The organism is Dehalobacter sp. MCB1 (assembly GCF_003590275.1).
Classification (GTDB): Bacteria; Bacillota; Desulfitobacteriia; order Desulfitobacteriales; family Syntrophobotulaceae; genus Dehalobacter.
Genome location: NZ_LXPC01000013.1, coordinates 98,070 through 121,087, shown reverse-complemented (window position 1 = coordinate 121,087; position 23,018 = coordinate 98,070). Strand labels below are relative to the sequence as shown.

Sequence of the window (23,018 nt, the reverse complement as noted above, 5' to 3'; positions counted from 1 at the left end):
CTTTTTTGTTACACCCTTATTGCGTTATTTATTAAACATCCCTTTAATTTTCTTCCAAAATCCGGTGCCAACCATATTATCGGCAATTCTTATGATTTCCTGGATTTTAATCAGGATATCGCCCTCACCGGCCCAGTGCCTGCGGACAACTTCCGGGTTCGTGTTATTAATAATGGAGTTCAGGACATACGCAGCTACAGATATATCGTCAACAAATCCTACCGGCCCTAAAAAGGCCTCAGGGATTAAATCAATCGGTGAGACAAAATAAGCAATCGCAATCGCCAGTTTTGCTTTATCGTCTACGTTGACTTCTTTGTCTACGGTCAATTTGCACAGGAGATAAAACAAGTCGGGTGCAATCAGGATATACTCTGCATACTTATTGGTTTTACCTTCTTCGCTTGTGAAGTAGTCCTTGATCTTTTTCCTTAGAGATTGATAAAAATCATCATGGTCGTTTCGGATTTGATCACTCATGATCTAACCTCTTTTCGTTATTTTATGTACAACAGCGTTATTTTAGTTATTCTTCAGCTTTTATTGTATCTTCTTTCTCTGACAATTGCACATAGTTTTGTGCCGCAATACTTCTTCCAGATACTTTTGGTGATATTTTACAGGTATAATTATTTCAATTTTGAGGTATCCTATTTAAGGTAAAGAGAAAAGGAGCCGTTTTAACGGCTCCCTCATAGTTAACCATTTACTCTCGAGAATCAGTTTTTTTAACGATGGCCTAAGCTTTCAAAAGTCTTCTTCACCATATATCCGCCTACGGAACCATTCTGTCTAGCAGATGTATCTGGGCCTAAGTTTACACCCATTGAACTAGCTGCTTGATTCTTATCTACGGGAAGTCTATATTTTGCCATTATTTTTTCCCTCCTTTCCTATTGGAATGTACACTTATTATTAACATATTTACCTTTTCTACACTGGCAGTTTTTGTTAAAGCCTCATTGACTTAAAAATAATGGTACATAAAAAGTAACCTTGGAATAACTTTTAGTTCCAAGGTTTGTCTTTGCAAGCAAATAAGTTTCCTTGAGCAGATCGTCTTGTCGTATTCAGTAACTTATTTATTCAGTAACTTATTCATATCGTTGGAAGAAGACCGGTACTCTTGATACTCCCCCCAGAATATATTGACATTAAACGAAGATGTTTTTGGGCGGGTGGTATCTCCTATGAATGCTGTAGATCGTATTTCTAAAGCTTTTCAATCAGCGGCAGAAATCCCTATTGACGATTCCTCGAAAATAATCTTAATGAGTGATGTCCATAGGGGCGACGGCAGCTGGGCTGATGATTTTTCCGGGAATGAGAATCTGTATTTTGCTGCGTTAGCTCACTACTATCATGAACAGTACACGTATATCGAGCTTGGTGACGGTGATGAACTTTGGAAGTATAAAAACATGTCGGACATCGTGCCTGTTCATAAGGATACATTTTCGCTTCTACAAAATTTTTTTAATGAAAACCGCGTTTATTTTATTTACGGAAACCATGACATGATGAAAAGTAATGGTCACTTTGTACAAAAATGCTTTAACCGGTATTATGATGCCGAGAAGAAAAGTCACGTTCCTTTATTTGAGAAGGTTATATTTCGTGAGGGGCTCATTTTGCGGTATAAGAATTTCGATCATAAAATTCTTTTGATCCACGGGCATCAAGGCAGCATGTTGGATTATGCGTTTTGGGGGTTAAGAAGATTTTTAGTCAGATATGTCTGGAAGAGACTTGAATTATTCGGTTTTAAAGACCCCACCAGCACAGCAAAAAATTATCGCAAGAAAGATTCTATAGAACGAAACCTTACTGAATGGGTCGTACAGGAAAAGCATATGTTGATTGCCGGTCACACCCATAGGCCCATGTTTCCTGATGCGGGTAAACCGCTTTATTTTAATGACGGCAGTTGTGTTCATCCTCGTTCCATCACAGGGATAGAGATCACAGAAGGCAACATTGCACTCGTTAAATGGAGTGTCAAAACCAAAGACGACGGTACCTTGTATATAGGCCGGGAAGTTCTTGCAGGACCTAGAGACTTAAAGGAATACCTTTAAGTCTCTGGTCTTTTTGGCAACGCAATGCCGTCTTAACAATATAGAACGATCAGTAGAATGATCAATAGAATGATCCATTGTGAAAGAACTTATGTAAAAAACTTTGTTCGCCTTATTGACTTCCATCTACTACGTGTTATTATATAGTAGTAATATGTAATACTTAGTAGATGGAAGGTGTCAGATACGGATAACTTAACAGAAATGCTCAAAGGCGTTCTTGAAGGCTGTGTGCTTGAAATCATTGGCCGCGAAGAAACTTATGGTTATGAGATTACGAAAAAACTAAACGCTCTTGGTTTTGAAGAGGTTGTCGAAGGAACAGTGTATACGATTTTAGTGCGTCTTGAAAAAAACAAGCTGGTGGACATTGAAAAAAAACCATCTGAAATCGGGCCGCCGAGGAAATTCTATAGCCTGAATCCGGCTGGGCAAAGGGAACTCTCATTATTCTGGGAAAAATGGAACTTTGTCTCATTAAAAATCAATGGGTTAAAGGAGAATCGTCATGTTCAATAAAATATTTTTAACTTTAAAACGCTGGAGGCAAGAAAAAATCGATTATAAAATTTACAGGAAGCGAATTCAGGCTCTGCCGGAAGATTATCAAATTGTTATCAAAGAAATTGAGGCGTTCATGTGGAATTTTGCATTAGGCTCCAGCATGATGGATGTCCTTACGGATATGCTGGAACTGTTTGAATCAGGAGCACAGGAAGGGAAAAATGTGCTCGATATTGTGGGCGATGATGTCGGGGATTTTTGTGACGGGCTCCTTAAAGAAGTTCAAGCCGAGACCTGGACGGGCAAACGGAAAGTAATGGTTAACCAAAGTATTCATAAGAAACTTGGAAAGCGGGGAGATTGAAAATGCTGCAAAGCAAAGCCATTTCCGTCAGCGGGCTTAAGAAATCCTACAAAGACCTCAAAGTGCTTGAAGATGTCAGCTTTTCCGTGCAAAAAGGAAGTATTTTTGCCCTGTTAGGTTCTAACGGAGCAGGCAAGACGACTGTCATAAGAATTCTGACGACCTTGCTGAAGCCGGACGCGGGATATGCTCAGGTATGTGGCTTTAATGTCCTGGAGCGTCCGGAGCAGGTACGGGAGGCAATTAGCCTGACCGGACAATATGCAGCTGTGGACGATATTCTAACAGGACGGGAGAATATGCAAATGATTGGTAAACTGCGCCACTTGAACGATGTGGCCGGTAAAATCAATGAATTGCTGCTCCGCTTTGCTCTTACGGAAGCCGCCGACCGGCATGTTGCGACGTATTCCGGTGGAATGCGCAGGCGTCTGGACCTGGCAATGAGCTTGCTTGGTTCGCCATCGGTTGTATTCCTTGATGAACCCACCACCGGTCTTGACCCGCAGGCTCGCACGGCAATGTGGAAAATCATTAAAGAGCTTGCGCAATCCGGGGTTACCGTATTTTTGACTACACAATATTTAGAAGAGGCGGACGTGCTTGCTGACTATATTGCCATCTTACATCATGGGAAAATTGTGGCCCAAGGAAGCGCGGACCAACTCAAAAAAATGCTCCCTCACGGACATATCGAACTACGCTTTCGACACGAAAACGAAGTAACCTTGGCAGGTGAATTGCTGTCAGAATACAACATAAGTTTGGACAGGGAAACCCTTACACTTAACATTGTAACTGACGGAAGTGTCAGACAGATGATGGATACTCTTGTCCGGTTGGAGCAAGCAGGCATTTCGGCCACCGAATTTATGCAAAAGTCACCAACGTTAGACGACGTGTTCCTTTCTGTAATAGGAGAAGATCATGCAAAGGAGGGTACGCTATGAATACCACGTTAACCATTAAGAACCGGATCAGCGATACGACAGTGATGTGCGGCCGTGTGCTGCGGCATACCCTGCGTAGTGTAGACACCATCATTACGGTCATCGCCATGCCGGTGATGATGATGCTTGCGTCCGTATATGTATATGGCGGTGCGATGGATTTGGGCAGGGTGAACTATATCGACTATATCGTACCCGGCATCCTATTATTTTGTATCGTCAGCGGCGTCGCGTACTCAGCTGTGCGCCTGAATAATGATGTAACCAAGGGAATCTTTGAACGTTTTCATTCCATGCCCATTGCAAAATCATCCATCTTGGGCGGTCATGTCTTAACTTCAGTCCTGTTTAACGCCGTCTCTGTCTTAGCAGTGCTGCTGGTTGCCCTTTTGATTGGGTTCAGACCGGGAGCCGGGATTGTCGGATGGCTGCTCGCCAGCGGGATCTTACTTTTGTTCACACTTGCCATGACCTGGATTGCCGTTACCTTTGGCCTGCTTGCAAAAAGCCTTGAGGGGTCAGGAGTGTTCAGCTATCTTTTGATGATATTGATATTTACAAGCTCCGCATTTGCGCCGACCGGAACCATGCCGGCCGCACTGCGCTATTTTGCGGAAGTTCAACCTATGACGCCGATCATTGATAGCGTCCGCTCCTTATTGATGACTGGGACTGTAAGTAATGCTGTTTGGCTAGCGATTCTCTGGTGCGTGGGAATTTGGATTTTCTTCCATCTCGCCGCGATGCGGATCTATAAGCGTCGGATAGAATAACCTATCATTTGGATCTATTAGCAATCAAAAAAATCCATGAGAAAAACTCATGGATTTTTTGTATCGGCTGCCGAAGCTATCAGAGCATCTTTCTGATGCTTTCCGCCGTATGCCGCTGAAAATTGAAATCCCGGAATGTTTCTTGACGCGGCTCTCTAAGCGCCGATCCAGCTGATTGATCAATGGCCGCCTTAAGATCCGCCTTCAGGCTCTGATCCGTTGTTTCCTGGTATAAGGTGTAGATGTACGGGACCGCTGCCTCAGACAGGCTGGACAAAGCCTGCACATCAAGATTCTCCAGGGTCCCGTTACTGTACCTGTCAATATTATAGGCAGCGATTCGGCCGTCGATGTTCCCGTAGCTTAGGATCATGAAAAACATTACAAATCCGACCAGCATGATCCTGGCGGCGTTAAATTTTTTAAACTGTCTGACGGCAATCACCGCAAACAGAAAGAGCAGCACAAGCATAAACCAGGTCGTATAGACACGCAGCGGGGTCAAACCAAAATAATGGATGTACATCACCATCTTGCTAATGGCCGTAATGATCAACATCAAGGTGAAAAGGCATAAAATGGCTGTTTCTATTTGCAGAATCCTCACCTTGTCCCTTTTCACAATGAGATGGGCCACCGTAATCACGACCATATTGATTCCGGCTACCGCACAAAGTTCAAAAAAACCTCTGCGGGCATACTCCGCATGCGTCATGAGTTCCGGAAGACGGTCATTGAATGCTGAGAAAAGATAGGTGATTTGAGAAAGGAAAAAGACCATAAAGACAAGATTCAATGCTGTCAAGGCGGTGTATACGGTCACTCCCGGGGAAAAACGGAAAGCAGCGGCCGTTTTGTCAACAGTCTCGACGGTGACATATCCCGTATTCCTCCCATGCCGGTCGCCGTAAATCAATCCGTACAGATAACAGGCGACGGGGATTCCCATCAATATCTGGACAATAATATTCATCGATACCGAGAACTGCAGATTCGCGATCATCCCTGCAAAAACAGCATCGGCTCGTGTCAATAGGTTGATGACTGCGGCCAGGATCGGAATCATCACAAGAATACCAACCGCGCCGGCCAGAAGGGATTTTCCTTTTTGATTTCTGCCAAACAGTCTCTTGACCGCGCCAAAACAGCAGCCAAAATTTCGGAATGGGATGACCAAAACCTGATTAAAAAGATCGCCCAGGATATAGGCGGAGATCCTTTTCTCCAGGTTTCTGCCCGTAGACAGGCTGATCCAATAGATGACAGCGGCTGTAAGAAAGATAAAATTCAGTCCTTTGATCAGGATATTGTCAAAAAGCAAGAAAACCAGGGAAGACAGGATAATGACAATAAAACACAACCAGCTCGTTCTTGTTTGACGAAACTTGCCTGATTTCAGATATAGGACGGTAGACAGACAGAATACCGCTGCAAATAAGGTAACACCTGCACCAAGACCGGCATCCAGGATCAGATTCCAATATAAGAAGCCACAGGCCAGCATGGCTAATGCGAAAACAATATCACTTCTTGTATAGGTTGCCGTATCCATACTGTTATTCTTCTCCGTGTTATTCTTCTCCGTGTTATTCATCTTCCTGTTCTCCTTTCCGATACTCTAATAAATCTCCGGGCTGGCAATTCAGAACCTTGCAGATTTCTTCCAGGGTCGAAAAGCGAATGGCCTTGGCCTTGTTGTTTTTTAGAATTGAAAGATTAGCCGGAGTGATTCCGATTTTATCCGCCAGCTCACCGGCAGAAATTTTTCTTTTTGCCATCATAACGTCGAGATTAACGACAATCAATGAGAATCCCTCCCCTAGATCGTAAAATCATTTTCCCTTTTGATAACGATTGCCTGTTCAAAAACATTTTTGATCACTCTCAGGATCAGCCCTAAAAAAGCGGCACAAACGGCTATAATCACAAAAAGAATATAATAAAATCCTGAGATGAATAAAATGACGGAGACAACAAAACTGCACCATGACAACGCCCGCAGGAGCTTGACATTTTTTTCTACAAACACTTCTTCCCGCCTGATGTTGGAAAGAAGCATGCCAAGGCAGATCAAGGATAACATCCCCGGCAGAACACAGGCATAGACCGTTAGGAGCAAGGAATGAATGATTTCAGGATCTTTTCCTGTATAGCTTACATATGTAGCGATTAAGTTCGGCATAGCAAAAGCTGCGCATATGACCAGAACAATGGCGATCTTGGTACAAATGGAAGATAGTCTTACAGACTTACTTGGATTCCACATTGTATCATACCCTTTCTATCTATTTTGGTTCTATTGTAAATGGTGCATTATCGTAAGTCAATATTAATTTATCATTTTACGATATATTTATGTTGTTTATAGATAAACTTCATCAACCATCAACCGTCAGTCCGTCATCCCATTATCTGGACGCCCCCACCCCCCCACAATTCCTGACGGTGATGGAAAAAGATAATAAACAGATCATCAAAGCAAAATAAAAATAACCTTGGAATGACTTGAGTACCAAGGTTATTCTTTTTAGTTCTTACTGTTTATAAAGTACTACTATGATCAAATTTATTTGTTCTTAGTTATAAGCGGATACAGAGCTCGAATTCATGATGGCAGCAAGGGCACTTTACTGTATGTTTGCCTTTTCGCCGCGGCAGCCGAAGTACTCTTTTACAGTGTGGACATTTGCGGAAACGGTGAGTTTTAATTTCTTTGATTCGGCGCATCGTCAAAGAACCTTCAGCCTTAATCCTATTCCATATTTTCATGAATTTATCGTTTTCCTGGCGTCTTTTATAGATGTTCCGGGATAAGCTTCTGAAGATCATTCCCGCCAGAATGGCCCCCATCAAAACACTGATGATACCGGAACGGATAAACGTATTGGCGATCAGCAATACAAACCAGACCCCAAGCAAAGCATAATACAACTGATCGATGCCGTACCGGCCAATCATCAAACGTGTCAGCTTATTTTTCAGATTACCCATGGTTCACACTCCTTACGCAATTCTCCTCAACAGAACGGACAGCAAAGGTCCGCAATACATAAGCCAAAACAGAGTTTGTCCAGCGTGTCGTTCGGCATGCCGAAGCCGCGTCTTTGTTGCTGATAAATCCTTCCGCCACGCTGCAGCATATTTAAGACGCGTTGGTATTCCGGATTGCCGGGATTCATGCGTACAGCTGTTTCGGCGTGGTTCAGCGCAGTGATAATGTTGCCGATACCGGCATTGGCAACAGCACTGCAATAGTACCATTCGGCATTTCGGTCGCTCATCCTTGCCAAAATATTCAGCGCCTCGCGAAAATAGCCCAAATTAATATAGTGTTTTACCGAAGCATATCCTGAGGAAGCATCTCCCCCGGAAGCGTTGCTCCCGTTGTAATAGGTATTTGGGTAGGGGGTTCCGCTTTTGATCTGTTCGTAAGCGGCATTGATCTCACTCATCTTCTTAGCCGCTTCCGCATTGCCGGGATTCAGGTCCGGGTGGTATTTTTTGGCCAGTTTGCGATAGGCTTTTTTTATTTCATCATCCGCAGCCGTCTGAGAAACACCCAGTACTTGATAAGGATCGGATATCATTCTTTCTTATCTCCCCTTTGCTTTCTTATTCGCTGCTTCATACCTTGTCCAAACGCCTGAATAGAGAATGTTTTCAATGAGGTTTTGATCGCGTTTGATTGGCAGTTGCCGGTATTTTTCCATACAGTCGGCCATAAGCAGATTTAATATTTGCGGAAAATGATCTGTTGATAACGCCGTCAGCGGATTATAGCATTCTTTTTGGATATCCTTTTTGAGATCAAGACAGGCATCCATAATGTAAATGAATTTGCCAAGCGATTCTCCAAAGTTACGTAAATCTTGAGCATCGTCATCTTCTTGGAAAACGAAGACTTCGCCCATGAGTCTGCCGAAACAACTTGCAGGAATATCTGGTTTTAGTTCCCCTGATTTTTCTATGTCGGAAAGGGTGTTCAAGCATTCGCTGATGACAGCACATTGCCTGGGATAGCGGATGGCAGCCTGCCTGTATTTCTTTTCGAACAGCTTGGCTTCACCCAGCGATAGGATCTTCCGTTCATCCTTCCAATCATCGAGAAATTTGAAATAAGTCAGGACAATACTCATATCGGCGGTATAATCTGAGATGTCGTTGTGCCAATAGCAGTGAGGTTTACGAGGATGCATGATGCATCGCCCGGTTTGAATGGTCGTATCTTTCTGATAAAGCGCTGAAAGGAACAGTACGAGGAAAGTCATGTCATAGTTTAGTGTGATACGGCTGAGGATGCCGTGACGGTCTCCCAGCGTCTGGCATAAACCGCAGTAGCACGACCGATAGTGTATTTTTTCTTCGGCAGTTAGCTTATCGATATTGGCGACAACATAACCGAACATATTTTTCACCTGACTTCCCTGACTTCATTCATATCTTATATAAATAAAAAAAACCTTCACCCCAAGGGCAAAGGTCTCGCTTACAAATCAGTCAATTGCAATAAAGCCGGGATCGAAATCCGTCTTGACGACTTTATTATCCAGCTACTCCCCTTTGATTTACGATAACGCAATTATACCAGAAGGAAAATTTTGATGCAACTACGAATATTTTGTTATGCAAAAATTTACTGCTAAAATAACATAAAAAAAAACGGCTGTGATACAATAGGTCTAAACCAAGGAAAGTATTATGTTCATTCAAAAATGATGTATGTATCCTTAACAGACAAGGAGGAGGTAACATCAATGACCGTCATTCAAACGAGGGATCTCACGAAAAGTTACAACAAGGCAAGGGGTATTGTCGATGTGAATCTCGATGTCACGGAAGGAGAGATCTTTGGGTTTATCGGGCCAAACGGTGCTGGCAAATCGACGACCATCCGAACGTTGCTCGGGCTTATCTACCCCACTAAGGGAAGCGCCGAAATCTTCGGTAAAAATTGCAGTGAGTTCCCGGAAATACGCAAAGAAGTGGGCTATCTGCCAAGTGAGGTATTTTATTACGATAACATGAAAGTTATCGATCTGCTTAAATATTCCGCGAGCTTTTACAAAAAGGATTGTATGAAAAGAATAAAGGAGCTTGCGGAGATCATGGATCTCGACCTCAAGAAAAAGATCGACGATCTCTCTTTTGGCAATAAAAAAAAGGTTGGCATTGTCCAGGGGCTGCTCCACGAGCCCAAGCTAATCATACTTGACGAGCCAACCAGTGGTTTAGACCCGCTGATGCAGCAAAAATTCTTTGACATTATCGCGCAGGAGAATCAAAAGGGTGCCACCGTATTCTTTTCATCGCATATTCTTGACGAAGTTCAGAGGATGTGCGACAGGGTAGCGTTCATCAAAGACGGTAAAATCATAAAACTTGAAAAAATGAGCACGCTTCAGGCAGATAGCTATAAGAGTTTTAAAATTGAAGCAAAATCTCCCATAGCCGGAGAAACCTTCAATATCAGTGGTGTAAGCCGGCTTGAAATCAAAGAGAATACGGCTGATTTTATTTTCAAAGGCAACATTAATTCTATAATGAAAAAAATTGCGGAGATTGAGCTTGTCAACATATCCATTTACGAACCTGACCTTGAAGAGATCTTTATGCATTATTATGCCAAGGAGGGTTGATCGTTATGAATATGTTTTGGCACGAGCTAAACTCGCTGCGAAAATCGACGATTCTATGGACATGCACTTTGATTGCGCTCGCTGGGATTTACTTTTCTGTCTATCCCGCAATTGCGAATGATGCGGCAGATTTTAAAAGGCTGCTGGGCGGCTACCCGGCGTCGGTGAGGGCAATACTCGGTATTTCGCTTGACAGCATCACCTCTCTTTTGGGCTTTTATTCGATGATATTCACATTTATCACACTGTGCGGTGCCATTCAGGCCATGAATCTCGGCGTCTCTATTCTTTCCAAAGAAACGAGGGAAAGGACAGCGGACTTTCTTCTCGTCAAGCCTGTTTCGCGTTGGGCTATTGTCAGCTCCAAGCTTCTAGCTGCACTAACCATGCTCATAATCACAAACGTAATCTATTATGCGGCTGCCTCCATCCTTGCAACCATGGTTAAAACAGCAGATTTCAGCATTACGCTGCTTTTTATGATCAATCTTACGCTGCTTTTCATTCAGCTCATTTTTTTCTCAGTCGGTGCTGCAGTCGCGGTGATCATTCCAAAGTTAAAATCCGTGCTTCCGGTCTCACTCGGGGTCGTTTTTGGATTTTTCTTTATTGGAGCGCTTTTAGCCACTGGTGAAAATGATGCGGCACGCTTTCTCTCACCGTTTAAATATTTTAATCCTTCTTATATTATTAGAAATTCAAACTATGAAGCCCCCTACCTTATCACAGGCGCTGTTATTGTTATTATTGCAACGGTAACCGCCTATATCATTTATGCCAGAAAAGATATCCATGCCGTGAGCTGATTAACTTTGGATTTCACTAAAAGGGAGGTCGGATCATGAATGTTTTTTTAAGAGAATTAAAGGCCAATAAAAAAGCGTTGATCATATGGAGCGTTTGTATGTTTTTGGGGGTTCTAAGCGGCATGGGCAAATATACGGCCTATTCGGCAGGCGGACAGTACAACAAAATTTTTGAAAATATCCCCTACTCCATCAAAGCGCTGTTGGGAATGGGCTCATTCGATGTAACCACGATGTCCGGGTATTTTGCAATGTTGTTCCTTTACATTGAGATTGCAGCTGCCATCCATGCTGTTTTGCTAGGAGCCGGCATAATTGCTAAAGAGGAACGAGATAAGACAACCGAATTCCTGATGATCAAGCCCGTCTCAAGAGATACCATTATCACTTCCAAGCTTCTTGCAGCCTTTGTGAATGTGGTCATTCTGAATATTGTAACGCTTGTTTCTTCCCTTGTTATGGTCGCTGCTTACAATAAGGGAAATGACATTTCAAGTGAAATAGTAATGTTCATGTTGAGCATGTTCATCGTTCAGCTTATCTTCCTTTCACTTGGAACAGCACTGTCGGCTTTCCTCAAGAATCCGAAAACTTCGGGTTCCCTTGCCGCAGGGATACTCTTCACTGCATTCGTGATATCCAAAATAACGGATATAACAGACAAGCTGAACGCTCTTAACCTACTCTCGCCTTTTAAATATTTTAGTTATGTTCATTTGGCAGAGGGCAATGGGCTCGACCTAACGGCTGTCATACTCTCGCTTGGGCTTGTTTCTATCTTTTGTATCTCCACCTATATCTTTTATCGAAAAAGGGATTTGCACGTTTAATCCTTCAGCCGGGTAATTTCATCTACAAGTTAGTAAATTCTCCTTTCATCCATAAAACGAGTGAGCTCAGGAAAAAGTCACATTCTTTCCAGAGAGTCCTAACCTTACCCTAGACGAACTTTGCACCCTCTTTCTGATATATATAAAATAAAAAATTGATGAACATGTCATTGTTCATCAATTTTTTCGTAACAGAAGGAAAATATCGATCGAAGCCTGAAATATCTTGTCTCAAAACATATGATATACAAACTGGAATTTTCAGTTACAGTCGAAACTGCATCGGTTTCCTGCAAATTATTTTGCCTGTGTTACCGGTTACTTCCGTTGACAATGTGCCTTGCCCGAAGGTTATGACAAGAAACCTGATCACTACTTATCACGACTATGTGCCGGCTTCAACAGATGTTCATACAGTATTGATATTCGACATCATAGTGGAAATACTGCCGTTATGACCCCCGAACCGGCCGCATTTGTCGCTGTTGCGCCCGGCACTGTGAAATAGTTTACGTTAATTCCTTCCACAGTATATCCTTCTTTCGGAGCCAGCGTGATAGTTGCTGTGTATTGCTGACCTTCCACAAAGGAGGCGTCGGCCGGTGTCCAGGTGACCGTCCCCGTATACTGCTCCGTTTCGGTGATTGCTGTCACGGGTGCCGCTCCCGGTGCAGGCGGTGTAACCCCGGCTATTCCCGAAATGTCGATGGTGGCTGCTGACGTTATAGGTGGTAACGCCTTGAACACTGCCGTAATGACCCCGGATCCTGCAGCATTATGCGCTGCTGCTCCCGGTACGGTAAAGAAGTTCGCACTGACACCTTTTAAGGTATACCCTGCTTTAGGAACGAGCGTAATCGTCGCTGTATATTCCTGACCTGCAACAAAGGTACTGTCGGCAGGCAACCAGGTGATTGTCCCCGAATACTGCTCCGTTTGGATCGTTATCACGGGTATCGCTCCCGGTTCAGGTGCCGTTACCCCGGGTATTTCCGGTATATCAATCGCAGCTGCCGTAGACGGGGCCGCAAGGTGGGCTTTAACTTCCGGATCCAAGGAGGTAAGGACCGTGCTGTCCCAGACTTTATCAGTGGTTTTACCTAAAAGAAGGTTCTGAGCTACTTCTTTGGCCGCGTCCCTGTTTACCTCCCAGTAGCTTAACCCGTCAAGATTAATCGCATCGCCAGGCAGTGTTTGGGTCACGATCGTTGCATCTTCAAAAGACTTGGCCGCCCCGGCGAGCTTTAGGAGATCTTTCAGAGACAAGTCTGTTTCTACGGCCTTCATTAATTCCGGGATCAGCTTGGGCAGTTTTAATATGGTGGCGGGCTGAAGCATTTTTTTGCCTACAGCGGTCAGCACTTTCTGCTGCCTGGCGGTTCTTCCGATGTCGGCCGTTGCGTCATGACGAAAACGGGCATATTGGAGTGCCTTGGTCCCGTCTAATTCCTGCACCCCTGCTTTCAGGTTGATATAGCCGTCCTCTTTATCCCCGGTCTCATACTTCATATTTTTTTCCACGTCAATGGTGATCCCGCCCAGCGTATCGATCATATCCTTGAACCCATTAAAATTCGTCAGGACATAGCCGTCCAGCTCAATACCGGTCAGTTCGGTAACTTGTTTTTCCAGCTCCGGGATCCCTTTTAACATGGGGACAGCATTGATTTTACAATAGTTTTTTGATCCGGGAAGTGTTACCCGGGTGTCTCTCGGAATGGACAGTAACGAAATGAGTTTCGTCTTCGGATCAAAGCTGGCTACGATGATCGAGTCCGAATTGTAAGAACTTGCCCCTGGCCTTTTATCGGTCCCGATCAAAAGAATACTGACCCGATTGTTCAAATTCACACTGTCGCCGGGCAGATTGCCTCCCTTAGCGAAATAGAAGGCAAATGCTGCCGTCCCGGCAACAATGCCTGCGATTATCAGTGCTATGATCATAAAAACTTTTTTCAGTTTTTTCTTCTTTCTCTTTTTTTCAACCATTACATTCACCCCATTTTGATTTTGTGCCATAAAAAACATACCACTTATTACCGCGGGGAGCAATACCAATTTTTTGTTATTCTGCCAACCAAGCGATAAATTTTATCCGCAGTATCCAACATTCTTACTTAGTGAAATGATTTGATCTGATTTTAGAGATAGTACCATTACTCTCGGCATGCAATTTGAGAGATCGTTGGCAAATAATTTTTACAAAACCAGAGAAGACTAATGAATACTTACTCTTCTAAATGAACACTTACTCTTCTATAGGAGATTTAAAATGGATGAAAAACGAACAGCAAAATTAAAAAAGATCTACGAGTTGGAGAACCTTCAGATCCATTATTATCACTCCCAATTATCTGAAAGCGATGACCCGATATTTAACAAAGCTCTATTTAAAATCGTCGAAGCTGATAAAAAGCATGCTGAATTTTTTACCGAGCTTTTTCGTGAACATAACGTAAACATCCCGCTAATCACAGCAAGTATTGCCGACATTGCCGGGAGTATTATCGGGGAGGCGATTGAATTAGCCGGGCAGGAAAATATCTGTAAGATTGGGTTTGCCTTAGAAAATCAGATATTGGAAATATACGCTGACTTAATAGAAGAAAACCTAAATTCAGATTTATTAGATAAGCTCATAGACTTTAAGATTGATAAGGAATTTCATGCCTTATGGCTGCAACACTATGCTCAGTATCTAAAACACCAAAAATCCCAAAAATCCTATAGTAATAATCTCATCCAAAATCCCATCGAAGATCATCCAACCGTGAACATGAATGTACGTTTGATCTGAATCATTTTGTTTACTTTAATTCAAAACCGTTTACGCTATCCAATGTTAATAATAACTGAATACTAGATTCAAACTAATCTTTAAAATTTTTTCATAACAGAAGGAAAATATTTGATGTCAGATGAAGATGGCAATACGCCTGTTTTTATCCCAGTTATGAATATAAGCATGAGTTCGGACATTCCGATACCCATGCTTTTTTTGTGAATCTAAACTAGGACATACTGCTAATATTAAGTAATAAAGCAATAAGAATGATTATATTTACTATGGAAACAAGAACAAGGTATAACTTATCCTGTCGACTCATCCCGGAAATCTTTTGGGGACAAGAAGCATTGTCGCAGTGATTACAATTTGCATTTTCCCTAATCTCTGTTTTCTTTCTCTTCAATTTCCGTTGAAGGCGCGCCATAAAATCCAGCATCAAACCTACTGGACAAAAACTATGGCACCAGAAACGAAACAAAGCAATCGACATCAACAGGATGATCGACATGATGATCCATTGAGCGATATTCCCACTGCCGTCAAAGCAAACAGAGAACGGTTCGTAGCTGGCAATCCCGGCATTATTAAAAATTAACGCGGTCATGGCCGCTACCCACAACATCCACCAGCGATATTTACCGACTTTTGATTGGATGTTTTGAGAAGGGGAAAACTTAAACAGGTTTAGACTGCGATATATTCCCTCCTGAACCGCACCAAAAGGACAAAGCCAACTGCAATAAAAATTCTCCCCCCGGAACAGCGTAATAATCAGGATACCGGGCACCATCAGGTACCAAATCGGGCGTTCTACAAATGACGGCAGGTTACCCGAGAAAAGACTGACAAAGTTACTGAAAGTTAAAGAATTATTTAAAATAAATCCAATGAAAATTACGGATAAAAATAACAGCCATGGGCGTAACTTTTTAATCTTTCTGGCAGAGCAAATGATTGCCGTCAAAACTAAGGCTAGGGCCGCCATATCCTTCCAGGTTGGATTAACGCCATCATCGTTGGGAATTTTCATACCCAGTTGCTCATTCGCTATTTGGACCGAACCCTTTTGCACCGCAGCAATAATCGCTTCCGAAGTTATGGTTGCTCCGGACACCGCATTGATATCCCCAAATCCTTGCTCAGGATTTCTTCCAAGAATCTTTTGCAAAAATCCGGTGGCTAGGACTTTATTCAAGTACAAAGGCGTTTCACTATTTTCGGTTAGAGAAACCTTGGTGATTTGTCCTGCTGGATTCAAGACACTGAGTACTGAGAGTTTGCCGCCATAACCAGAAGCACCGGCGATTACACCGTATCCCAAAAAGTTTTCTTGGGCATCCCATAATTTATAGCTGGGATAGTTTCCACCTGCATTTTCAAAACGTGCTGCCGCCGGTTCTCCCTGTCTTAGAACCGACAAGGTGTCTTTTTCGTTAGCAAAATGTTGATAAATGACAGCAAAAATGAGTAGCAATACCATAATACCTATGAGCTTTTTGTCTCTTTGCTTCTCCTTATTCACTTAACTCCCACCATCTAAAGTAATAGTTTTCTGTATTTTTCTTTAATCTCATCATCAATAGCGGTTTCTTCCCGGCACCAATAACATAAATGCCTGGTATTATCAAAGGTAATACTCGTGCATCGCCGGCATTTTATAGCAGCCGCACTGAAGAGTGTAGTTGCTTCAAAGGGTTTCTCAACTTTTTCCCTGTCTCTGCTTATAGCCTCTCTCGGACAAAACAATTGGCAAATCCGGCAGTCCAAACACAACCCACTGGTAAAATAGCGCGTACAGATACCGCCTTCTACAGTATTTTTCAAGGTCTTTGAGGGACAAAAATTAGTACACATTCCACAATTTACGCATTTGTCATTTATTTTAATTGTTGGCCAATAAGCTGGAGAAGCGCCTTTAATCCTGTTATTAGGATACACTTCAGCCAGACGTTTCTGCCAATCAGGCAAATAACTATTTCGTCGTTCTTGATCACGTTCCTTAGAGAAAGATTTTGTATTGTTACGTATGTTTTCGCTTATCTGCCTGCCTTTGCCTATCACAGACAAAAACAAATCCCGTCGTGAAGTAACTTTGAGTCCGGTTTCGATTGCTTTAAGATTTTTTTTGGTTTTGCCCTTACTACTCTGGTGTATATAGTTGATTTCCGGTGTACACCCTGAAGCCTCCAACCATTCAGCCGCTGTCCCTACATTGAAGTCCAACCGGGATAAAGTGCGAGACATAGAACACCCCTCACACTGGTCCAAATGGAGTTCAATTGCTGTTTTTAAGCCGAATTCATACCAAGCTCCCTTAGAAATCATACTTAGACAAGCCGGTAATTGTACTGCTCCCATTTCCCACGTCTTGTCTTTATTAAAAGGAGACGAATGTTTACCACAAAAAAACTCTGTAGCTTTCCATTTCTGTTCCTCTACTTCTTCCACTATTGAGGTCTCATCCCATAGACTGGAGCTAAAGACCTGGGTTGGACAATCATTAAAACATAACCCACAACCACAACATAAGTCTTTATTCAGATAGACGCTATGTTCATGTAATAAAATAGCCTTTGAGGGACAATTCTCTATGCAATGATTGCATTCTACTGCATGATGAGTCTGGTTTAAACATCTATTCTCGGCTATCTTAATCGAAAAACCTTTTTCGAATCTCATGCAAACACCCCTATTTCTTAGGAGAAAATTTTAATAGTTTTTAACCAGCATTTCTCGCATAAAAGCGCTTCCTATTTCTCCGAGAGTACGGTAAACCTCGCTGTTACTTAAGGTAATGCAATGATTAAAGAACTGTTTTGCCCATTTCTTCAAATGTACTTCTGAAAATTCTTGGATTTCCGCCTCTCTCCTATCAAGTTTTTCTTGATTGTTTTCCTGTAAGGCTCTGGCCTTTTCCAGATAAAGATACATCATGAATTCCATCTCAGTCGACATATGGTCACCAGGTTCGTTGACCTCCTTAGTCATCATCAGTCCAGCCTTCTTATAACAACGCTCTGCATCAAGAGCCGCCGGGCTAATGAAAAGACTGGGGCTTCCTTCATTCTTTTCGGGATTAAAGCAAAACAATGTTTCATAGATATCCATTGCCGGTTTTTTCGGATTGGTAAACAATCGTGTATACTCTTGGCGTATCTCTGTAAGAAGCTCTTCCTTTGTCTTTTCATCATTCTGGAACGTTGTAAATTTGGTTTTAATGTGTTGAATCTCTTCTATTGAGAAATTCAGCTCGCAGTAAATAGCTATAACATCTTCCGCTAGACTTCCGTTTAACAAGGCAGTAGCCATTTCCACTGTGGGTAGGCGAAAAAACATAGACAACAATTGATACATATCGGATGCTGCCAAAGATCTTCGAATTTCTTGTTCTTGCGTGTTTACTTCTTGCGTGTTTACCATTTTTTCTCTCCTATCCATTTTCTATATTGAAGATTTTACCGCTTAATTATTAATTGCTTTACCGGCAGGCTGAAACCAATCAGCCTGCCGGTTTGCCGAAAAGAGATATTCTCTGACTAAGCCTGCTCAGATCTCGCGCCAAGCCTATGGTTATCCAAACTTTGATTAGACTTTGACCCGAGATTGAGTCTATCGAGACCGATCATGACCAGTAGACAACCCAAGGCTATAATACCTACTGCTAGTCCGATTTCAATTATTGAAGGTAGGTAGATTCCCTGACCGCTAACGTAACCTTCAGGACCGGGATAAGAAAGCAGTGGATTAAGTAATTGGGCCTGTAAAAGTGTGTATTTAATCATGAAGATCGCAAGAATCCCGACCCCCGCTCCTGCGACGAGCGTTCCCTTGTTGATCAGGAGAACCACACCTGTTGCAATAGCAATTAGTTCTATCCAGAAGAGTGGTGCCCCTTTACCGAGTACCAACCAGTTAAGGATCTTATATTCATCTCCAGCACCGGCATACAAACCGATCGCTGCTTCACCGAAGACTACCATCAATTCGACCGCGAGAAATGCTCCGGCCAGCTTGCCCAGTTTAGATAGTTTTTCGTTGCTTATCTCTATATAACCGCTCTTATTAAGTATCGCAAAGAGGATAATCAGTAATGCCAACGCTGCCACTAGGGCTGCCGCCAAAAATGACAGCGGTTCTACCGGGTTATTCCACAAGGGTCTGGCTACCTGCATCGAGAAGGCGAAGGAGGTAACCGTTACTAATAAACCGGCAATAAAGGCTACCAGAGAAATGCCGTACAAGGCCTTCTCCTCTTTTTCGCCCTGTTCCGCCATAATTAACTGGCGTGTAAATACAATGCCGATAACAACATAGGCTGCTAAAATCACAGTATCCCAAAACATTGGGGATTCAATATTAGCGCTAAGAATAATATTCCAGACTCTTTCCGGATTGCCGATATCCACAATGATGAAGAGTCCAGCGGCAACTACACTGCCGATAGCCCCGACGAAGGCCGCTATCCTTGTAAAAGGCTTATATTCCGCCATCCCTTGGAAAAGGTAGGCCGAGGAGGAAAAGATCAGAGAACCTGCTGCTATACCTGTGAAAAGCATGAACCCGATAATATAAAGTCCCCAGCAATTATTGTTATCCAAATTGGTTAGCTGCAAACCCTTGGTCAGCTGCAAAACCCAGCAAGCCAGGCCAATCACTGACAGAAGGGCGAAAATAATCAACCAAAGTTTTGAACCACCTTGCTTCGCCACTTTTGCATTCATTTTATTAGCCCCTTTCTTAAGTTAAATAGTACACGGACGGGCCGGTACCTTTTTCTTCAAGCATCTTGACATAGTTGCGGCCTTGGATCGCTTTGCTGACTTCACTGTTCGGATCATCCAAATCTCCCCAGTAGCGGGCACGACCGATACAAAGCTCCATACACGCCGGCTCTGCACCTCTGGCAATCCGGTTCACGCAAAAAGTACACTTTTCCACCACATTATACTGATGCACCGGGGCATCGATATCACCCAGCGTATGCTCTAAATAATACTCCGGCTTGCTCCAATTAAAGCTGCGGGCACTGTAAGGGCAGGCCACCATGCACATCCGGCAGCCAATACATTTATCATAATTCTGAATGACAATGCCATCCTCTTCCCGTTTGTAGGTAGCTCCTACAGGACAAGCTTTGACACAAGCAGGATTTTCACAGTGCTGACAGTTCATCGGTACATACTGTATTTTTGCATTTGGGTATGTGCCCGATGCCGTATCCATTCCTTCTCCGCCAACGGTCAATACCTTGTTCCACCAAATATGATTAGGCAAGTTGTTATTGGACTTACATGCCACCGCACAGGCATGACAACCAATACAACGTTTTAAATCTATCGCCATTCCATAACGCATTGTTTATTCCTCCTTTACATTTTTTTAACTTCGCACAATGTGTCGAAATAGGCATTATTGGGAACCGCAGGATTAATCGCTCTGGAGGTTAAATCAGCTTCGTCTCCATCAATAAACTGATCATGCTCAAACCCATGGTTTGCAACTACCACTCCTGGACGAACAGCCGGAGTCACAAATGCCTTCAAAACCATATAACCCCGGTCATTGACTATCTTTACTGTATCTCCTTGAACAATCCCACGCACAGCCGCATCCTGAGGATTAATCTTTATAAAAGGTTCTGGCATTATTTCTAATAACCACTGAACATGTGTATAACCAGTATTTGCTTTTAATCTACTCCGTTCTGTGGCGAAGATTAAAGGATATTTGGAAAACAACGGTTTATCAGGCCAAGCTTCTATTGGCGGTTCCCAATAAGGAAGGCTTTCCTTTTTCTGATCAATTTTCTGACCATAATCGATATAGGGTTTAAAGGCTTCCTGATAGAATTGGGCACGTCCGGTAGGCGTCGGGAAAGTACCACTTCCGGCGTGAACTTCTGCACCTGTCATAAATGCGGCTCCTCCACTGGATGTAACACCTGCTGCTCCATGAACATAATCATCCGACATATAGCGCATTGTCTTTTCTTGTTTCAATTTCTCCCAGCTAATACCGACCGCCTTACAGGCATCGCTATCCATAAGTTTTGTGTAAAACTCATCTCTGGTAACAACGAACTCATCACCAAAACCCATACCTTTTCCTAGTAAATTGATGATTTCCAAATCGGGTTTGCTCTCATAAAGAGGGTCTATTGCCTTTTCAGTCATTTTAGCAAATGGGTTAAACATAGTGAGTACGCTCTCATATTCAAAGTATCCGCATACAGGTAAAACGATATCTGCGTGTTTGGCGGTATCGCTCATATATTGATCGGCGACAACAACCAAGTCCAGCTTATTGAATACTTCAATCCAAGATTTTCTCTCGGCCTGAGCTCGAAGTATATTTGCAGTGGATACAAATAAACTTTTTATAGCCATGGGTTTACCAGCATACATGCCTTCATTCAAAATATCAAGTAACTTAAGTGAAGGAATAGTTGGCCCTGGAACTTTCCCAGGTGGGTAGATAATACTTGAACAATCGAACATCGATCCTAAACACAGGCCCTGAACACCACTAACACCAGCTCCATGCTTCGCCAATTGACCTGTTACCATAGCCAAAGCATACATCGCCGCATAAGCTGGTGCCGCATTGCCCATATGGTCAATTCCTTCAGAAGCATATAAACAAGTGGGACCGGCAGCATACATACGAGCAAGTTCATAGATGGTCTCTACAGGAATGTCGCAAAGCTCAGAGGCTTTTTCGGGAGTCCATTCGGCTGTTCTTTCCAACAGCAAATCATATGCCGTGGTTACTTTAATGCCATTAATCTCAAACGTGCCATTAATAACGGGGTTGGGAATTTCCGAAGGCAAACCAACTTTCCCGTCGGCTCCTCGGACAACAATCGCGTTATTTTCAGCATTAGCTGCTCCTCCAAGATCACTCTGGCGCAAATATAAACCATCGCTTTCTTTTACCAAGAAGGGGCCAACGGTATTTTGAGCAATAAATTCCTTATCTGCCAAACCTTCCTTGACAACAATATTAATCATCGCCATAGCTAACGCAGCATCGGTAGACATCCGAATCGGTACAAACTTGTCTGCTTTAGATGCTGTAATTGTATAATTTGGGTCAATAACAATCACCTTTGCCCCGTTTTCAGCAGCTTCCTGCACAAAATGCCAATTCTGCTTGTATGACGAGGTAGGATTGGTCCCCCATATAAAGATGTATTTGGAGTTCATTATATCGGTAAGACTATTCCCGAAAAACCAAGGCCCGTAGCCAACTGCTCTGCCTGGAGCGTCCACCGCCGCCATATCAAGCATATGAAAAACAAAGGTTCCCCCCATCCAATTAAACAGCCTCTTTAAATAATTGTTTACGCAAACTGTTGAATTTCCTCCAGCAAATGAATAGCTAATACTGGAACCACCATACTCACTCAGATAGCCTTTCCATTTTTCACAAATATATTGAATGGCTTCATCCCACGAAAGCTGCTCCCATTTACCTTCACCACGCTCCCCGACTCTTCGCATCGGATATTTCAGGCGTCTTTCTTCATAGGTACGTAGCGCATGTGAGAGACCTTTTCCACAAATACGATTCCATTTCTTATCTGGAAAATCCCGTTTAGATGTTTTAACGATTTTCCCATTCCTGACATGTACATTGAGGCTGCAGCCGCCCTCACAACAGGATGGGCAAGCACCCGCGAAAATTTGCTCCTCTGGGCTAGTAGTTTGCGCGTCATCACCTGCAGCCAAAGCCTGCAGTACCGTACTTCCCGGAGACGCCGCAACCGCGCCAGCCATCGCTGCCGCAGCCGCCGTGCCTTTAAGGAAGGTTCTTCTGCCAAAATTTCTCCTCAGAATGTTTCCATCTTCTTTTCCCATCAAATTTACCTCCTTTTCGTTTAAAAGCATTTGTTGTTTTTGCAAGGCTTGGTGAAGGGCAGGCAAAAGCATTTTATCCGCTTTTTCCTTTTCAACAATGAAACAAGCGTCAATGCTTTCTAAATAATGAGCATAGACTAACTCGTCCCTGGAAAGGAGAGGAACAATTGTAAGCGTGGGGTTTTCCGTTTTGAGGCGGGCTATGGTATCTGGACAGCTTTCCTTATAGGCGAAAATATCAATAATTAAGATACCGCCGGATTTTTTTTCCACCCTTTCATATAATTCCATTAGGCTTTTGACGTGAATATACCCTTTCCTCATCAAGAAAAGCAAATCGACAATCGGCAGCCGCAGCCAGACATTGGGAACAGCTACGATTATTTCAGCTTCCTTTGCTCCTTTGTTTTCCTTCATCCATCTCACCAAA

At 43.0% G+C, this 23,018-nt stretch carries 24 protein-coding genes; 9 read left to right on the top strand and 15 right to left on the bottom strand.

Going from position 1 to position 23,018, the window contains the following annotated elements; all coding sequences use genetic code 11:
• Window positions 1-24: 24 nt before the first annotated feature.
• Together A7K50_RS10545 and A7K50_RS10540 are read right to left on the bottom strand one after the other, a co-directional pair.
• Complete coding sequence (locus tag A7K50_RS10545) at window positions 25-480, bottom strand: DUF1232 domain-containing protein (protein WP_119776099.1); 456 nt, start codon at window positions 478-480, stop codon at window positions 25-27.
• Between the two features lie 248 nt (window positions 481-728).
• A complete protein-coding gene (locus tag A7K50_RS10540; protein ID WP_119776098.1) occupies window positions 729-875 on the bottom strand; it encodes a small, acid-soluble spore protein, alpha/beta type in 147 nt (48 codons plus the stop codon).
• Between the two features lie 315 nt (window positions 876-1,190).
• Between A7K50_RS10540 and A7K50_RS10535 the strand changes: the two genes are divergently transcribed.
• From A7K50_RS10535 to A7K50_RS10515, 5 genes are all read left to right on the top strand, one after another.
• Window positions 1,191-2,078: a metallophosphoesterase family protein gene (locus A7K50_RS10535; protein ID WP_119776096.1), complete on the top strand. Its 888-nt coding sequence runs from the start codon at window positions 1,191-1,193 to the stop codon at window positions 2,076-2,078.
• Between the two features lie 177 nt (window positions 2,079-2,255).
• Complete coding sequence (locus tag A7K50_RS10530; RefSeq protein WP_026156292.1) at window positions 2,256-2,597, top strand: PadR family transcriptional regulator; 342 nt, start codon at window positions 2,256-2,258, stop codon at window positions 2,595-2,597.
• The gene (locus A7K50_RS10525) at window positions 2,587-2,946 is read left to right on the top strand and encodes a DUF1048 domain-containing protein (RefSeq protein WP_020491534.1); all 360 of its coding nucleotides are present in this window, start codon (window positions 2,587-2,589) and stop codon (window positions 2,944-2,946) included. The genes A7K50_RS10530 and A7K50_RS10525 overlap by 11 nt, the downstream gene beginning before the upstream one ends.
• 2 nt (window positions 2,947-2,948) lie before the next feature.
• Window positions 2,949-3,896, top strand: coding sequence for an ATP-binding cassette domain-containing protein (locus A7K50_RS10520; RefSeq protein WP_119776094.1), 948 nt, complete (start codon window positions 2,949-2,951; stop codon window positions 3,894-3,896).
• Window positions 3,893-4,669 (top strand): ABC transporter permease, encoded by a 777-nt coding sequence (locus tag A7K50_RS10515; RefSeq protein WP_119776093.1) that lies wholly within the window; start codon window positions 3,893-3,895, stop codon window positions 4,667-4,669. Before A7K50_RS10520 ends, A7K50_RS10515 begins: the two co-directional genes overlap by 4 nt.
• 79 nt (window positions 4,670-4,748) lie before the next feature.
• Here the strand turns inward: A7K50_RS10515 and A7K50_RS10510 are convergent, their stop codons facing one another.
• From A7K50_RS10510 to A7K50_RS10485, 6 genes are all read right to left on the bottom strand, one after another.
• The gene (locus A7K50_RS10510; RefSeq protein ID WP_119776091.1) at window positions 4,749-6,263 is read right to left on the bottom strand and encodes a DUF4173 domain-containing protein; all 1,515 of its coding nucleotides are present in this window, start codon (window positions 6,261-6,263) and stop codon (window positions 4,749-4,751) included.
• On the bottom strand, window positions 6,256-6,474 hold the full coding sequence (locus tag A7K50_RS10505) for a helix-turn-helix transcriptional regulator (protein ID WP_020491530.1): 219 nt from the start codon (window positions 6,472-6,474) through the stop codon (window positions 6,256-6,258). Before A7K50_RS10505 ends, A7K50_RS10510 begins: the two co-directional genes overlap by 8 nt.
• Before the next feature lie 14 nt (window positions 6,475-6,488).
• A complete protein-coding gene (locus A7K50_RS10500; protein ID WP_119776090.1) occupies window positions 6,489-6,935 on the bottom strand; it encodes a DUF2975 domain-containing protein in 447 nt (148 codons plus the stop codon).
• 314 nt (window positions 6,936-7,249) lie between these two features.
• Window positions 7,250-7,660 (bottom strand): hypothetical protein, encoded by a 411-nt coding sequence (locus A7K50_RS10495; protein ID WP_119776088.1) that lies wholly within the window; start codon window positions 7,658-7,660, stop codon window positions 7,250-7,252.
• A gap of 26 nt (window positions 7,661-7,686) precedes the next feature.
• The gene (locus A7K50_RS14490; RefSeq protein ID WP_119776086.1) at window positions 7,687-8,256 is read right to left on the bottom strand and encodes a DnaJ domain-containing protein; all 570 of its coding nucleotides are present in this window, start codon (window positions 8,254-8,256) and stop codon (window positions 7,687-7,689) included.
• Between the two features lie 6 nt (window positions 8,257-8,262).
• The gene (locus A7K50_RS10485; protein ID WP_020491526.1) at window positions 8,263-9,075 is read right to left on the bottom strand and encodes a DUF5685 family protein; all 813 of its coding nucleotides are present in this window, start codon (window positions 9,073-9,075) and stop codon (window positions 8,263-8,265) included.
• A gap of 348 nt (window positions 9,076-9,423) precedes the next feature.
• On the opposite strand from A7K50_RS10485, the gene A7K50_RS10480 reads away from it, so the two are divergent.
• From A7K50_RS10480 to A7K50_RS10470, 3 genes are read left to right on the top strand one after another with little or no spacing between them, the layout of a single operon-like run.
• Window positions 9,424-10,305 (top strand): ABC transporter ATP-binding protein, encoded by an 882-nt coding sequence (locus tag A7K50_RS10480; protein ID WP_026156289.1) that lies wholly within the window; start codon window positions 9,424-9,426, stop codon window positions 10,303-10,305.
• A 5-nt stretch (window positions 10,306-10,310) separates the two neighbouring features.
• On the top strand, window positions 10,311-11,111 hold the full coding sequence (locus A7K50_RS10475) for an ABC transporter permease subunit (RefSeq protein WP_020491524.1): 801 nt from the start codon (window positions 10,311-10,313) through the stop codon (window positions 11,109-11,111).
• A gap of 35 nt (window positions 11,112-11,146) precedes the next feature.
• Entirely contained in the window at window positions 11,147-11,941 is a 795-nt protein-coding gene (locus A7K50_RS10470) for an ABC transporter permease subunit (RefSeq protein WP_119776084.1), read from the top strand.
• Window positions 11,942-12,373: 432 nt separating this feature from the next.
• Here the strand turns inward: A7K50_RS10470 and A7K50_RS10465 are convergent, their stop codons facing one another.
• Window positions 12,374-13,960, bottom strand: a complete 1,587-nt coding sequence (locus tag A7K50_RS10465) for an LCP family protein (protein ID WP_119776083.1) — start codon at window positions 13,958-13,960, stop codon at window positions 12,374-12,376.
• Between the two features lie 253 nt (window positions 13,961-14,213).
• Here A7K50_RS10465 and A7K50_RS10460 point away from each other — a divergent pair, with 253 nt between their 5' ends.
• Entirely contained in the window at window positions 14,214-14,738 is a 525-nt protein-coding gene (locus A7K50_RS10460; RefSeq protein ID WP_119776081.1) for a demethoxyubiquinone hydroxylase family protein, read from the top strand.
• Window positions 14,739-14,952: 214 nt separating this feature from the next.
• On the opposite strand, the gene A7K50_RS10455 is transcribed toward A7K50_RS10460, so the two are convergent.
• The 6 genes from A7K50_RS10455 to A7K50_RS10430 form a co-directional block, all read right to left on the bottom strand.
• The gene (locus A7K50_RS10455) at window positions 14,953-16,251 is read right to left on the bottom strand and encodes a 4Fe-4S binding protein (protein WP_119776080.1); all 1,299 of its coding nucleotides are present in this window, start codon (window positions 16,249-16,251) and stop codon (window positions 14,953-14,955) included.
• Window positions 16,252-16,265: 14 nt separating this feature from the next.
• The gene (locus tag A7K50_RS10450; RefSeq protein WP_119776078.1) at window positions 16,266-17,408 is read right to left on the bottom strand and encodes a 4Fe-4S binding protein; all 1,143 of its coding nucleotides are present in this window, start codon (window positions 17,406-17,408) and stop codon (window positions 16,266-16,268) included.
• A 30-nt stretch (window positions 17,409-17,438) separates the two neighbouring features.
• Window positions 17,439-18,149, bottom strand: a complete 711-nt coding sequence (locus tag A7K50_RS10445; RefSeq protein ID WP_119776077.1) for a molecular chaperone TorD family protein — start codon at window positions 18,147-18,149, stop codon at window positions 17,439-17,441.
• A gap of 116 nt (window positions 18,150-18,265) precedes the next feature.
• On the bottom strand, window positions 18,266-19,450 hold the full coding sequence (nrfD, locus tag A7K50_RS10440) for an NrfD/PsrC family molybdoenzyme membrane anchor subunit (protein WP_119776075.1): 1,185 nt from the start codon (window positions 19,448-19,450) through the stop codon (window positions 18,266-18,268).
• A gap of 16 nt (window positions 19,451-19,466) precedes the next feature.
• Window positions 19,467-20,084 (bottom strand): 4Fe-4S dicluster domain-containing protein, encoded by a 618-nt coding sequence (locus A7K50_RS10435; protein ID WP_119776074.1) that lies wholly within the window; start codon window positions 20,082-20,084, stop codon window positions 19,467-19,469.
• Between the two features lie 14 nt (window positions 20,085-20,098).
• Window positions 20,099-23,005: a molybdopterin-dependent oxidoreductase gene (locus A7K50_RS10430; protein ID WP_243103733.1), complete on the bottom strand. Its 2,907-nt coding sequence runs from the start codon at window positions 23,003-23,005 to the stop codon at window positions 20,099-20,101.
• Between the last annotated feature and the right edge of the window lie 13 nt (window positions 23,006-23,018).